The sequence below is a fragment of the Achromobacter spanius genome (assembly GCF_002812705.1).
Classification (GTDB): Bacteria; Pseudomonadota; Gammaproteobacteria; order Burkholderiales; family Burkholderiaceae_B; genus Achromobacter; species Achromobacter spanius.
Window position 1 is genome coordinate 4,440,122 of record NZ_CP025030.1, and the last position, 14,007, is coordinate 4,454,128.

Sequence of the window (14,007 nt, forward strand, 5' to 3'; positions counted from 1 at the left end):
CAGGCGGTGCCGCGCTTCACCCATCCTACGCATCAGACGCCGCCCCCCGCCCGTAGGATGGGTGTAGCGCGCGATACCCGTTGCAAGAACCCAACCGAAGATCGCGCGCAACCCATCGCGTGGACGTTGCTGATGGGTTACGCGCGGCGGGCGCCAGTTTTCGCGGGCAGCCGGTGCCGCGCTTCACCCATCCTACGCATCAAGGTCAGGAGGCCGGGCCGGTCACCGGTTGGCGGGATCACGGGCCGCGTCGCCGGGCGTCGGCGTCGTCGGGTTTACGGTTTTGCTGACGTGCGCCTTGAAGAACGCCGCCATGCGGGCGTTCCAGGCTTGATGGAATTGGCTGCGGTCGAAGCCGGGCGCGTCTTGGCAGATGTCGGCTTGAGCCTGGTCGGGCGGGCAAGGCGCCAGGAATGCATAGTGGGCCGCTCCTGCCACCCTCTGATAGTCCGGGCCGTGGCCCGCACCCTGGCCCTGGCTTTGAGGTTGAGCCTTATCCTGACCCTGGCCCCCACCCAAACCCAGCCCCTGCCCCACCGCCTCCACACTGGCTGGCGTAACACCGTCTCCGCCCAGCGCCGACGCCCAAAGCTGTACGGGGATCTTCACCGCCCGCAAGGCATCGCCCGGAAAAACATTCAGCGGATCTGCAATGACCACCGCCTTGATGCGCGCATCCTGCACATAGGGCTGCTGAGGAATTTTCCCGGATGCGATATCGCGGCACATGGGTAGCGTCGGCGCGTCCTTGCAAACCGCCAGGCCCGCCTGAAAATCGGGCTTGGCGCCGGCCAGCACCAAAACTGTGTACGCGCCGCGAGAAAAGCCGAAGGCGCCGATCTTGGTGGCGTCCACCCGCGCCTGCTGCGGCCAGGCGGTAGTCATGTAGTCGATTACGCGCCGTATCTCACGCGGGCGCGTCGAGAAGATAGACAGGTACCCCCGCCGCGAGCGGTCCTGTGCGTTGTCTCCTACATGATTGATCGCGACCACCACGAAGCCCGCATCCGCCAGCGCCGCGGCGGTGTCATGATGGCTCAGGAACGAACCGGCCGACCCGTGCGACATCACGATCAAGGGGTGCCGGCCGTCGGGCACGGCGCAGTTCAAGACGCCAGGGATGGTGGTGCCGCCCAGCTTGATCTCAGTCGCGGGCGCGGTGCAAGGCGTCCAGATGCCGCCCGTAAGCGCCGGGCCGTTCATGTCCATGGGTATCGTCAGACGCTGGAAGCCGGCAGCCTGGGCAGCGTTCGACGTCAGGGCGCCGGCAAGGCCCAGGGCAAGGACGGAAAAAACAGCGGCGGCAGTGGCGGACGCGGTCGTGCAGCGCGCGCGCTCGAAGGGAAAAAAAGTCATGGTCGAACCGAACAAGGAAAAGGACGACGGGCAAGCCGCGCACCCATACCGGCGCAGCGGGTATCGACAATACCGGATTCGAACATGTCTTGTAGCGGCAACGGCGCGACTCAACCATGCGCTCGTGCGTCAAACAACGGGATGGTTGCGAATGCCGTAGCGCCACGGCCCACGCGGCGGCGCTACGGCTATCCGTGGCATTGCCCCCCCTACCGCACCTTGCCTTCCTTCCAGGCGGCCAGCAGTTGCTCGTAGGGAATGGTCTCGCCCTTGGGCTTTTCGTTGGCCAGCTTCTTCCACGGCGCGTGCTGGTCCGACAGCCACTTGCTGGGGTTGCTCTTCGGGTTCAGCTTGGGCGCGCATTGCGCCATGCCTGCGCGCTCCAGCCGCGCCATCACCTGGTCCATTTCATTGGCCAGGCTGTCCATGGCGGCCTGCGGCGTCTTTTCACCAGTGACTGCCGTGGCCACGTTCTTCCACCACAACTGCGCCAGCTTCGGGTAATCCGGCACGTTGTTGCCCGTGGGCGTCCAGGCCACGCGGGCGGGGCTGCGGTAGAACTCGATCAGCCCGCCGTAGTTGGCGGCGTTCTTGGTGAAGAACTCGCTGTTGATGTCGCTGTCGCGAATGAAGGTCAGGCCGGTGATGGATTTTTTCAGCGATACCGACTTCGACGTGACGAACTGCGCATACAGCCAGGCCGCGGCCATCTTGTCGGGGTTGGTGGACTTGAAGAACGTCCACGAGCCCACGTCCTGGTAGCCGTTCTGCATGCCGTCCTTCCAGTACGGACCGTAGGGCGACGGGGCCATGCGCCATTTTGGCGTGCCATCGTCGTTGACGACCGGCAGGCCCTTCTTGGTCATGTCGGCGGTGAAGGCCGTGTACCAGAAGATCTGCTGGGCGATCTGGCCTTGGGCGGGCACCGGGCCGGATTCCGAAAACGTCATGCCCATGGCCTGCTGCGGCGAGTACTTTTTCATCCAGTCGATGTACTTCGTCAGCGCATAAACGGCGGCCGGGCTGTTGGTGGCGCCGCCGCGCGACACCGACGCGCCCACCGGCGTGCACTTGTCATCCGCCACGCGAATGCCCCATTCGTCCACCGGCATACCGTTAGGCAGGCCCTTGTCGGCCGCGCCGGCCATGGACAGCCACGCATCGGTGAAGCGCCAGCCCAGCGACGGGTCCTTCTTGCCGTAGTCCATGTGGCCATAGACCTTCTTGCCGTCGATTTCCTTGACGTCGTTGGAGAAGAAGTCGGCAATGTCTTCGTAGGCGGACCAATTGGTGGGCACGCCGAGGTCATAGCCGTACTTGGCCTTGAACTTGTCTTTCAGGTCTTGCCGGGCGAACCAGTCGGCGCGGAACCAATACACGTTGGCAAACTGCTGGTCGGGCAACTGGTACAGCTTGCCGTCGGGTGCGGTGGTGAACTTGGTGCCGATGAAGTCCTTGATGTCCAGGTTGGGGTTGGTCCATTCCTTGCCCGCGCCGGCCATGTAGTCCGACAGCGGCAAAATGGCGCCGTAGCGGTAGTGGGTGCCGATGAGGTCGGAGTCCGAAATCCAGCCGTCGTAGATCGATTTGCCCGACTGCATCGACGTTTGCAGTTTCTCGACCACGTCACCTTCCTGGATCAGGTCGTGATTGACCTTGATGCCGGTGATTTCACTGAACGCCTTGGCCAGCGTCTTGGATTCGTACTCGTGCGTGGTGATGGTTTCCGACACGACGTTGATTTCGTTGACGCCCTTGGCCTTCAACTTGGCCGCGGCGTCCATGAACCACTTCATCTCGGCCATCTGCTGGTCCTTGGACAGCGTGGAAGGCTGGAACTCGGAATCCACCCACTTCTTCGCCTCCGGCTCGCCGGCCCAAGCCCCTGATGTGCCGATCAGGGCGATAGCGGCCGCCATGGCGTGCATGCGCAATTTCATGACCTGTCTCCTCGAATACCCTTCCCCTTCTGTTCTGCTGCGGACCTCTGGCCGGGGAAGATGCGGGCCGCAGTCCTTCAAAACCATCCATCCCAACCTGCCCGGGGTCGACTCGCCCCTTCAGCCTTTTCTTATGATGAAAGCCAGCAACAGCATGGACGCCACGAAGCTGATCCATACCGATGGCGGCTCATCCAGTGACAGCCACTCCATCACCTTTTCGCCAAACCCCAGAAACGCCAGGTTGAGCCAGGCCGCGGCCATCAATCCAATAAACAACCTGTCACCGCGCGTGGTGCGCAGCGGCAGAAAGCCCTTGCGTTCGACCGTGGGCGACTTCAATTCCCACACGGTCATGCCAATCAGCATCAACACGATGCAGGTGAAAAACACGGCAACCGGCGTGGTCCATACCATCCAACTGAACATGTCGGCCCCCTTCTACACGCGGCCCATCGCGAAACCCTTCGCGATGTAGTGGCGCACGAACCAGATGACGATGCCGCCGGGCACGATGGTCAACACACCGGCCGCCGCCAGCACGCCCCAGTCCATGCCGGACGCCGACACGGTCCGGGTCATGGTGGCCACGATGGGCTTGGCGTTAACCGACGTCAGCGTGCGCGCCAGCAGCAGTTCCACCCAGCTGAACATGAAGCAGAAGAACGCCGCCACGCCCACGCCCGACTTGATCAGCGGCAGGAAGATCGTCAGGAAAAACCGGGGAAAGGAATAGCCGTCCACGTAGGCGGTTTCGTCGATTTCGCGCGGCACGCCGGACATGAAGCCTTCCAGGATCCACACGGCCAGCGGCACGTTGAACACCAGATGCGCCAGCGCCACGGCCAGGTGCGTGTCCATCAGCCCGAACGAACTGTAGAGCTGGAAGAACGGCAGCAGGAACACGGCGGGCGGCGTCATGCGGTTGGTCAGCAGCCAGAAGAACACGTGCTTGTCGCCGATGAAGCGGTAGCGCGAAAACGCATAGGCCGCTGGCAGCGCCACCGCCAGCGAGATCACCGTGTTGATGACGACGTAGATCAGGGAATTGATGTAGCCCGAATACCAGGCGGGGTCGGTGAAGATGGTGCGGTAATGCTCGAAGGTGAAGTCGCGCGGCCACAGCGTCAGCGTGCTGACGATTTCGGTATTGGTCTTGAACGACATGTTCAACATCCAGTACAGCGGCAGCATCGCGAACACCAGGTACAGGATCAGGAAGGCGGAACGCCACCAGGTGGATTGGTCACGCATGGGGATGCTCCTCGTCGACGCCGCCGGTCGTGCCCGCGCGCTGCATCCAGTTGTAGAGGATGAAGCACAGCAGCAGGATGATCAGGAAGTAAATGATGGAGAACGCCGCGGCGGGACCCAGGTCGAACTGGCCCACGGCCTTTTGCGTCAGGTACTGCGAGAGGAACGTCGTGGCGTTACCCGGCCCGCCGCCCGTCAGCACGAAGGGCTCGGTGTAGATCATGAAGCTGTCCATGAAGCGCAGCAGCACGGCAATCATCAACACGCCGCGCATCTTGGGCAGTTGGATATAGCGGAACACCGCCAGGCGCGACGCGCCGTCGATGCGCGCCGCCTGGTAGTAGGCGTCGGGAATGGCGCGCAGGCCCGCATAGCACAGCAGCGCCACCAGCGGCGTCCAGTGCCACACGTCCATGACCAGCACGGTCACCCAGGCGTCCACGTCGTTGCCGGTGTAGTTGTAGTCCACCCCCAGCCACGACAAGGTCGCGCCCAACAGGCCGATGTCGGTACGGCCGAACACCTGCCAGATGGTGCCCACCACGTTCCACGGAATCAGCAAGGACAGCGCAATGATCACCAGCACGGCCGACGCGCGCCAACCGCTGGCGGGCATGGACAGGGCAAGCAAGATGCCCAGCGGAATCTCAATGGCCAGCACCGCCAGCGAAAAGCCGATCTGGCGGAACAAGGCGCCGTGCAGCTCTTCGTCTTGCAGCACGGCGGCAAACCACTCCGTGCCCACGAATACGCGGCGGTCGGGGGCAATGATGTCTTGCACGGAATAATTGACGATGGTCATCAGCGGCAAGATGGCCGAGAACGCCACGCACAACACCACGGGTAAAACCAGGAACCAGGCCCGGTGATCGATGGGTTTCATGGGATCAGCACCTCGTCGCGGTAAAAGCAGGTGTGCGGATTCAGCACCGACAACCAGACGGTGCCGCCCACAGCTGTGGGCACGATGTTGCTGCCCAGGCGGGCGCGCACCGGCGTGCCTTCAAAGTCGGCCACCAGCAAGGTGTAGGTGCCCACGTCCTGAATGCGCTCCACACGCATGGGCACGGCGCCCGCCGCGTTCGCGTCCGTCACCCGCAGGTATTCCGGGCGCACACCCAGCTTGATGGGGCCTGCGTTGGCCAGCTTTGCGGCCACCTCGGATGTGGCGCCTTGCACGCGCGCCTGCCCCACCCACAGCGCATCGTCGCGCCATTCTGCCGGCAGGAAGTTCATGCCGGGCGACCCGATGAAATGGCCCACGAAGGTGTGCGCCGGCCGTTCGAAAAGATCGTCCGCGCTGCCCACCTGCACGGCGCGACCGCGCGCCATCACCATGACCTGGTCGGCAAACGTCAGCGCTTCGGTCTGGTCGTGCGTCACGTAGATCAGCGTCAGCTTGAATTCGTGATGGATTTCCTTGAGCTTGCGCCGCAGCTCCCACTTCAGTTGCGGGTCAATCACGGTCAAGGGTTCGTCGAACAGAATGGCCGACACGTCGCTGCGCACCAGCCCACGGCCCAGCGATATCTTCTGCTTGGCGTCTGCCGTAAGGCCGCTGGCACGGCGATCCAGCACGTGCGACATCTCCAGCATTTCGGCAATGCGGCCCACCCGTTCGCGGATGCGCTCGGGCGGCACGCCCCGGTTGCGCAGCGGAAAGGCCAGGTTGTCGGCCACCGTCATCGTGTCGTAGACCACCGGAAACTGGAACACCTGCGCGATGTTGCGCGCTTGCGGGGATTTGCCAGTGACGTCCTGGCCGTCAAACAAAATGCGCCCGTGCGAGGGGCGCAACAAGCCGGATACGCAATTGAGCAAGGTGGTTTTGCCGCAGCCCGAAGGGCCCAGCAAGGCATAGGCGCCGCCGTCGCGGAACGTGAATTGCAGCGGCAGCAGTGCGTAGTCCTCGTCGGTCTTGGGGTCGGCAACGTAGGAATGGGAGAGGTCCAGCTCAATCTGCGCCATCAGGCCGCCTCCCCTGCGCCGGCGGGCTGGCGCGGCGCGGCCAACAGCGCGCCGCTGACGTCGAAGGCATATGTCTGGGCCGGGTCGAAATACAGTTGCACGCGCTCGTCCAAGGTGTAGCGGTGCACGCCGGGCAATTGCGCCACGACGTTGCCCGCGGCGGTTTCCGCATGCACGAAGGTGTCCGAACCCGAAATTTCAGCCAGCTTCACCACGCCGGCCAGGCCGATATGGCCCGGGCGCGGCTCCACGTCCAGCGCGCCCGCGCGCAGGCCCGCCGTGATGTCGGCGCCCGCCTGCGCGGGCAGGCTGCGGTCAACCGCCACCTGGCCTTGCAGGACGAAACCCGTGTCCGTGCGCCGGGCCGCGAACAGGTTCATGGGCGGATCGCTGAACGCGCGCGCCACGCGGATGGAATTGGGGCGGTGAAAGACCTCGGCGGTGGGGCCGTATTGCAGCAGCTCGCCCGCGTCCAGCACGGCGGTGTGGCCGCCCAGCAACAGCGCTTCGCCGGGTTCGGTCGTGGCGTAGACCACGGAGGAACGCCCTTCGGCGAACAATTCCGACAGCTCGTCGCGCAGTTCTTCGCGCAGCTTGTAATCCAGGTTGACCAGGGGCTCGTCCAGCAGGATCAAGGGCGCGTCCTTGACCAAGGCCCGGGCCAGCGCCACCCGCTGCTGTTGCCCGCCCGACAATTCAGACGGGTAGCGGGCCAGCAGGTGGTCGATATGCAGCCGGGCCGCCATGGCGCGGACTTTATCGCGGATGTCCTTTTCGCCGCGCAGCTTCAGCGGCGACGCGATGTTGTCGTAGACCGACATGGACGGGTAATTGATGAACTGCTGGTAGACCATGGCGACGTTGCGCTGGCGCACGGGCACGCCCGTGACGTCCACGCCGTCAACCAGCACGCGGCCTTCGGTGGGTCGGTCCAGCCCGGCCATGATGCGCATCAACGAGGTTTTTCCCGCCAGGGTCACCCCCAGCAGCACCGTCATGGCTCCCGGCACGGGGGCCAGGCTCATGGGAGTCAGGTGCGTTTGCGAACCGGCTCGCAAACCTATCCTGTCCAAGGTCAGCTGCATCTAGTCTCCTCAACCTACTTATATGTCCCTGTTTTAAAAACGGACTTCGGTATTCGGTACAGCGCCCCAGCCGCTACGCGCAATGGCGTAACAGGATGAGCATACTCTTTCAGGTGGCTTTCGTTTTTTTTGCGTTTTACCCAAGAAGCGAACAAAAAACAATCTTGCAGTGCGGCATTATTTTTCGCTTTTGTTGTTTTATCATGCGAATATGACACTGAATCCACGACAGAGCGCGTTGGTCGAAATGGTGCGGGCCCAAGGCTCGGCCACGATCGAAGAGCTCGCCAAACGCTTTGACGTCACGCTGCAGACCGTGCGGCGCGACGTCAACATCCTTTCCGAAGCCGGCATGCTGTCGCGCTTTCACGGGGGTGTGCGCATTGAAGCCTCCACCATCGAGAACATTGCCTACCGCAAGCGCCAGGGCCTGCACGCGGCCGGCAAACAGCGCATTGCCGAAGCCGTGGCGCGCCGTGCCGGACGGCTGTTCGCTGATATTGAACATCGGCACCACCACCGAGGCCATCGCGCGCGCCCTGCTGCGCCATCGCGGCCTGCGCGTCATTACGAACAACCTGCACGTGGCGGACATCCTGTCCGACAACCCGGACTGCGAAGTCATCGTGGCCGGCGGCGTGGTGCGTTCGCGCGACCGCGGCATCGTGGGCGAAGCCACGATGGATTTCATCCGCCAGTTCAAGGTGGATATCGGGCTGATCGGCATTTCCGGCATTGAAGCCGACGGCACGCTGCGCGACTACGACTTCCGCGAAGTGCGTGTGGCGCGAACCATCATCGAACAATCACGCGAAGTCTGGCTGGCCGCCGACAGCAGCAAATTCAAACGCCAAGCCATGGTGGAACTGGCGCATATCTCGCAAATCGACCGATTCTTTACCGACGCGCACCCGCAGGAACCGCTGGCGCAGGTGCTGCTGGATTCCGGCGTGCGCTGCGAAGTCGCGGCCGCGCCCAATGGGGCCGGCGTAGAGATCCCCACGAATACCTCATCATCCAACCTATGAACCAACCGCTAGCCAACGTCACCCCGCCCGATCGCAACCGCCTGCTGTCCACGCTGGACAACACGCCGTCCTGGGACGTCATCGTCATCGGTGGCGGCGCAACGGGCCTGGGCACCGCCGTGGACGCCGCCGCGCGCGGTTACCGCACCCTGCTGATCGAAGGCGCCGACTTCGCCAAGGGCACGTCCAGCAAGGCCACCAAGCTGGTGCATGGCGGCGTGCGCTATCTGGCCCAAGGCAATGTCAGCCTGGTGCGCGAAGCGCTGCACGAACGTGGCTTGCTCAACCGCAACGCGCCGCACCTGGTGTGGCCGCTGGGCTTTGTGGTGCCCGCCTACAACCTGTTCGACCAGCCCTTCTACGGCATCGGCCTGAAAATGTACGACATGCTGGCCGGCAAGCTGAACCTGGCGCCCAGCCGCTGGTTGTCGCGCCGCGACACGCTGGCCAACGCCCCCACGCTGGCGGAAAACGTCAATGGGCGCGGCTTGAAGGGCGGCGTGCTGTATTACGACGGCCAGTTCGACGACGCGCGCCTGGCGATGAGCCTGATGCGCACGCTGTTCGACCTGGGCGGCACGGCCGTGAACTATGTGCGCGCCACGGGTCTTAGCACCAGCAACGGCAAGGTCGACGGCGTGACCGCGCAAGACGTGATCGGCGGGGCCAGCTTCTCGTTGCGCGCGCGCTGCGTGATCAACGCCACCGGCGTCTGGGTGGACGCCGTGCGCCGCATGGAAGACAAGAACGCGGCCACGATGGTGGCGCCCAGCCAGGGCGTGCACCTGACCTTGCCGCAAGAGTTCCTGCCCGGCAAGCGCGCCATCCTCATCCCGAAGACCGACGACGGCCGCGTGCTGTTCGTCGTGCCATGGAACGGCCACACCATCGTGGGCACCACCGACACGCCGCGCGGGGATCTGCCGCTGGACCCGGAAGCCGGCGCGCAAGATGTGGACTTCATCCTGAGCACCGCCGCGCGCTACCTCAGCCGCAAGCCGACCCGCGACGACGTCACCAGCGTCTGGTCGGGCCTGCGTCCGCTGGTCAAGGCCACGGGCGAGGCTTCGACCAAGCAGTTGTCGCGCGAGCACACGATTTTGGTGTCCAACGCCGGGTTGGTGACGGTAACGGGCGGCAAGTGGACGACCTACCGCCGCATGGCGCAGGACGTGGTGGACACGGCGATTCAACATCAGCTGTTGACGCAGGCAACGTGCCGGACCGAATCGCTGCCGCTGCACGGCGCGGCGGGGCTGGCGCCGTCCGAAGAGCATGCAGGAACGCCGGACAGCTATTACGGCAGCGATCTTGCGGTGTTGAAAGCGCTGCCGGGCGCTGACCGCATGCTGGTCAAGGCCAGCGGCCTGTCGGAAGCGCACGTGCGTTTTGCGGCGCGCTATGAATTGGCACGCAGCGCCGAAGACGTGCTGGCCCGCCGCAACCGCGCGCTGTTCCTGGACGCGGAAGCCGCGATGCTGGCCGCCCCCGAAGTCGCCCGCATCCTGGCCGAAGAGCTGGGCCACGATGCAGCCTGGCAGCAACGCACGCTGCAAGAGCTGGCCACGGTAGCAAAAACGTATCGACTGTAGGATGGGTGAAGCGCGATGGGAAGGCGCGCAAGAACCGGACGTAGAACGCGCGTAACCCATCAGCGATGGTGAAGTTCTTGCCAAAGGTGGAATTCATCCACGGTTGCTTGATGGGTTACGCGCGGCACAGGCCAGCTTTCTTTGGGCTGATGTCTCGCGCTTCACCCATCCTACGAATGAAGCGCCCGTGCCCATACCCATGAAACGCCCACTGCGATTCACGGCACGCGCAGCGTGCTCGTTTCTATCATCGCTTCGAAAACGCGCAACAGATCCGGGTCGCACTTGGCACCGGCTTCACGATGCAGAATCCGCATGATTTCGGTATGCCCACGCGCGGGGTGATATGGGCGTGCGTCGCCTAGCGCATCGTAAGAATCCGCCAGCGAAATAATGCGCGATAGCATCGGAATGTCGTGGCCGTGCAGGCCGGCCGGATAACCGGAGCCGTCGAAATGCTCGTGATGGTGGCGGACCGCTTGCGCGATCAGGCCGCGTTGCGGCATCGCGCTATGCAAGATGATGTCGGCGCCGACCGCCGCGTGGGACTTCATGATTTCCCAGTCTTCGCCTTCCAGGCGATTCGGAGAAAACAGCACGCGATCCGGCGTGCCGATCTTGCCCACATCATGCAACCGCGCGGCCACGGCGGCGGCCTGTTGTTCGTCTTCGGACAGGCCACAGGCTTGGGCCAGCGCCACGCTTAGGGCGACCACACGGCCGCAATGTCGGCCGGTGGCCGGGTCACGCGCCTGCATGGCGGCGAAGAGCGCCGCTTCGCAGGAACCTGCTGGTGTTTCGGGTACGTCGGGGGGCATCAGTAAAGGTGCGCGGCGGCTCGGCTGAGCGGCGCACTTGTGTCGGAAAGTAGCGATTCTGACACAGTGCGCACCAATCCTGACGAAACAGAGCAGCGTTGGGAGAGCAGCGCAGATTCAATATCCGCGCGCCCCAGCGCCATGTGGCGTTGTGAAGAACTTCAGTGCTTCAGTGCTTGATTGCTCGATTGCTCGATTGCTTCTGTGTCCCAGCGCCCCGGAGCTTCATTGCTTCAATGCTTCATTGCTTCATTGCTCCAGCGCTCCAGCTTCAGCGCTTCAAACGCTCGAGCAGCGCTTCCGCCACCCCCACGGACGACGCCGGGTTCTGCCCCGTGACCAACAAGCCGTCGCACACCACATGCGGCTGCCAGTCCGGCCCACGGCTATACAACCCGCCCAAGTGCGTCAGTTCGTCTTCCACCAGGAACGGCACCACGTCGGTCAACTGCACCGCTGCCTCTTCGCTGTTGGAAAAGCCCGTTACCTGCCGCCCCTGCACCAGCGGCTTGCCATCCGCCGTCTTGGCATGGCGCAAGACGCCCGGCGCGTGGCAAACCGCCGACACCGGCTTACCCGCAGCCAGCATGGTTTCGATCAGGCCAACCGACTTGGCGTCTTCAGCCAGATCCCACAGCGGGCCATGGCCGCCGGGATAGAACACCGCGTCGAAGTCCGCCGCCTGCATGTCGGCCAGCCGCTGCGTGTTCGCCAAGACGCGCTGCGCCTCGGCGTCCTGGCGGAAACGGCGCGTGGCGTCGGTCTGCGCATCGGGGTCATCGCTCTTGGGGTCGAGCGGAGGCTGGCCGCCCTTGGGCGAGGCCAGCGTGACCGCCGCGCCCGCGTCAACGAACGCGTAATACGGCGCGGCAAACTCTTCCAGCCAGAAGCCCGTCTTGCGGCCGGTGTCGCCCAGCGTGTCGTGGGAAGTCAGCACGATCAGGATTTTCATGTTTCGCTCCGATTGGGTGTACGCGCTTATTCGTCCGGGCCGACGCGCACAATGCGCTTGCCGGCGTTTTCGCCCTTGAGCAGGCCGATCAGGCCGCGCGGCGCGTTCTCCAGGCCGTCGACCACGTCTTCGCGATACTTGATGCGGCCTTGTGCAATCAGCCCTTCCATGGCTTCGCGGAATTCGCCATAGCGGTGAGCGTATTCGTTGAAGATGATGAAGCCCTGCACCTTCAGCCGCTTGGTCAGGATGTTGCGCATCAACAGCGCCAAACGGTCCGGGCCATCGGGCAGGCTGGTGGCGTTGTAGGCCGAGATCAAGCCGCAGACCGGCACGCGGGCGCGCGGGTTCAGCAGCGGCAGCACGGCATCAAAAACCGCGCCGCCCACGTTTTCAAAATACACGTCAATGCCTTGCGGCACGGCGCGCGCCAGACGGCCGGCCAGGTCAGGCGACTTGTGGTCCAGGCAGTCGTCAAAGCCCAGTTCGTCGACCACGTAGCGGCATTTGTCCGCGCCGCCCGCAATGCCAACCACCTTGCAGCCGTGAATCTTGGCGATCTGCCCCACCACCGCGCCCACCGCGCCGCTGGCCGCGGCCACCACCACGGTTTCGCCGGCCTTGGGCTGGCCGATGTCCAGCAGCCCCATGTAGCCCGTGAAACCGGGCATGCCCAGCACGCCCAGCGAATACGACGGATGTTGCGGCTTGGGGCCCAGGCGCAGCAGACCGGCGCCGTCGGACAAGGCGTAGTCCTGCCAGCCGGACTGGGCCAACACCCATTCGCCGGGCTGGTAGTCGGGGTGATTGGACGCCTGCACGCGGGTCACCGTGCCGCCCACCATGGGCTGGCCGACCTGCACGGGTTCGGCGTAGGACGGCGCGTCGCTCATGCGGCCGCGCATATAGGGGTCCAGCGACAGGTACACGGTGCGCAGCAGCACCTGACCAGGGCCGGGCTGCGGGACTTCGCCCGTTTCCAGGCGGAAATCGCTATCGGTGGGCTCGCCATGGGGGCGAGCGGCAAGCACGATGCGGCGGTTGATCGACGGGGATTGCGTCATGAAGTCCAGCCTCCTGGGAAGCCGCCCAGGCCTGACAGGCAAGGCCCGGGCGGCAGATTGGGGAACCGAGCCATTACACCATCGATGCCCGGTGCCCTGCGTTGCAACATTTAACGCCAGCCCTCTTTTAATTAATTAAATACTTAATTAAACTGCGCGTCATGTGCCCAATTCCCCCAGCCCCCACCCGCCGGCCCGGCCGCCCCGCACGTGCCGCAGGCCCCGACAATGCCGCCATGCGCGCCCAATTGCTGGACATCGCCACCGGCCTGTTCGCCGCGCAGGGCGTGGCGGCCACCACCATCGCGCAGATAGCCCAGCGCGCCAACGTGACGCCAGCGATGCTGCACTACTACTTCAAAAGCCGAGACCAACTGATTGATGCCGTGGTGCTGGAACGGGTAGTGCCGGTGATCGGCTATGTCTGGGCGCCGGTGCGGTTGGCCTCGGAATCGGGTCCTGATGCCGACAGCAACCCCGACATCGACCTCGCTACGGCGGCGCGCGGCTACCTGACGGAAATCGTGAATCGCATCGTGCAGAGCGCGACGGAGCGACCGTGGCTGCCGGCGTTGTGGATGCATGAAGTGGTGAATGAAGGCGGGCAACTGCGTGAACGGGTACTGCCCCACCTGCCCACCGACCGGCTGGCCGCCTTTGCCGGAATGATCGGCCAGGCCCAGCACCAAGGCGCGATCACGCCCGGCGTCGAACCCCGGCTGGTGTTTCTTTCCATTCTTGGCCTGACCCTGTTGCCGCTTGCCACGTCCAACCTGTGGCGCCGCATCTGGCAAGGCGACGCCCAGGCGCAAGCCATCGACACCCAGGCGATCGCGGCGCACGCCATCGCCATGCTGACCGGCGGCCTGTTTTCGCCGCCTGCCCCGTCTTCAGATACCGCTCGCCCATGAGGATTTCCACCATGAGGACGCCGACCCTGTGGTTGCCTA

General features: G+C 64.3%; 12 protein-coding genes and 1 pseudogene. 3 read left to right on the forward strand and 10 right to left on the reverse strand.

The features are described from left to right. Positions 1–222: 222 nt before the first annotated feature. From CVS48_RS20000 to CVS48_RS20030, 7 genes are all read right to left on the reverse strand, one after another. Complete coding sequence (locus CVS48_RS20000) at positions 223–1,356, reverse strand: alpha/beta hydrolase family protein (RefSeq protein WP_318269937.1); 1,134 nt, start codon at positions 1,354–1,356, stop codon at positions 223–225. Positions 1,357–1,565: 209 nt separating this feature from the next. Continuing rightward, on the reverse strand, positions 1,566–3,296 hold the full coding sequence (locus CVS48_RS20005) for an ABC transporter substrate-binding protein (RefSeq protein ID WP_100855961.1): 1,731 nt from the start codon (positions 3,294–3,296) through the stop codon (positions 1,566–1,568). A gap of 120 nt (positions 3,297–3,416) precedes the next feature. Next, positions 3,417–3,725 (reverse strand): DUF2160 domain-containing protein, encoded by a 309-nt coding sequence (locus CVS48_RS20010; protein ID WP_100855962.1) that lies wholly within the window; start codon positions 3,723–3,725, stop codon positions 3,417–3,419. 12 nt (positions 3,726–3,737) lie between these two features. Next, a complete protein-coding gene (locus tag CVS48_RS20015; protein ID WP_100855963.1) occupies positions 3,738–4,550 on the reverse strand; it encodes a carbohydrate ABC transporter permease in 813 nt (270 codons plus the stop codon). Next, entirely contained in the window at positions 4,543–5,433 is an 891-nt protein-coding gene (locus tag CVS48_RS20020) for a carbohydrate ABC transporter permease (RefSeq protein ID WP_050446975.1), read from the reverse strand. The genes CVS48_RS20015 and CVS48_RS20020 overlap by 8 nt, the downstream gene beginning before the upstream one ends. Beyond that, positions 5,430–6,518 (reverse strand): ABC transporter ATP-binding protein, encoded by a 1,089-nt coding sequence (locus CVS48_RS20025; RefSeq protein ID WP_100855964.1) that lies wholly within the window; start codon positions 6,516–6,518, stop codon positions 5,430–5,432. Before CVS48_RS20025 ends, CVS48_RS20020 begins: the two co-directional genes overlap by 4 nt. Next, positions 6,518–7,603: an ABC transporter ATP-binding protein gene (locus CVS48_RS20030; RefSeq protein WP_100855965.1), complete on the reverse strand. Its 1,086-nt coding sequence runs from the start codon at positions 7,601–7,603 to the stop codon at positions 6,518–6,520. Before CVS48_RS20030 ends, CVS48_RS20025 begins: the two co-directional genes overlap by 1 nt. Before the next feature lie 211 nt (positions 7,604–7,814). Here CVS48_RS20030 and CVS48_RS20035 point away from each other — a divergent pair. Then, positions 7,815–8,631 (forward strand): annotated as a pseudogene (locus tag CVS48_RS20035) (DeoR/GlpR family DNA-binding transcription regulator). Then, positions 8,628–10,223 (forward strand): glycerol-3-phosphate dehydrogenase/oxidase, encoded by a 1,596-nt coding sequence (locus tag CVS48_RS20040; RefSeq protein WP_100855966.1) that lies wholly within the window; start codon positions 8,628–8,630, stop codon positions 10,221–10,223. The pseudogene CVS48_RS20035 and the gene CVS48_RS20040 overlap by 4 nt, the downstream one beginning before the upstream one ends. 218 nt (positions 10,224–10,441) lie before the next feature. Here CVS48_RS20040 and CVS48_RS20045 read toward each other — a convergent pair whose 3' ends face one another. The 3 genes from CVS48_RS20045 to CVS48_RS20055 form a co-directional block, all read right to left on the reverse strand. Next, a complete protein-coding gene (locus CVS48_RS20045; protein WP_100855967.1) occupies positions 10,442–11,041 on the reverse strand; it encodes an HD-GYP domain-containing protein in 600 nt (199 codons plus the stop codon). 271 nt (positions 11,042–11,312) lie between these two features. After that, the gene (locus CVS48_RS20050; protein WP_100855968.1) at positions 11,313–11,993 is read right to left on the reverse strand and encodes a type 1 glutamine amidotransferase domain-containing protein; all 681 of its coding nucleotides are present in this window, start codon (positions 11,991–11,993) and stop codon (positions 11,313–11,315) included. A gap of 26 nt (positions 11,994–12,019) precedes the next feature. Then, a complete protein-coding gene (locus CVS48_RS20055; protein ID WP_100855969.1) occupies positions 12,020–13,057 on the reverse strand; it encodes an NADP-dependent oxidoreductase in 1,038 nt (345 codons plus the stop codon). A gap of 161 nt (positions 13,058–13,218) precedes the next feature. Here CVS48_RS20055 and CVS48_RS20060 point away from each other — a divergent pair, with 161 nt between their 5' ends. After that, positions 13,219–13,968 carry a TetR/AcrR family transcriptional regulator gene (locus CVS48_RS20060; protein ID WP_100855970.1) on the forward strand — a complete coding sequence of 250 codons (750 nt, stop codon included), beginning with the start codon at positions 13,219–13,221 and terminating at the stop codon, positions 13,966–13,968. The last annotated feature ends 39 nt before the right edge of the window (positions 13,969–14,007 follow it).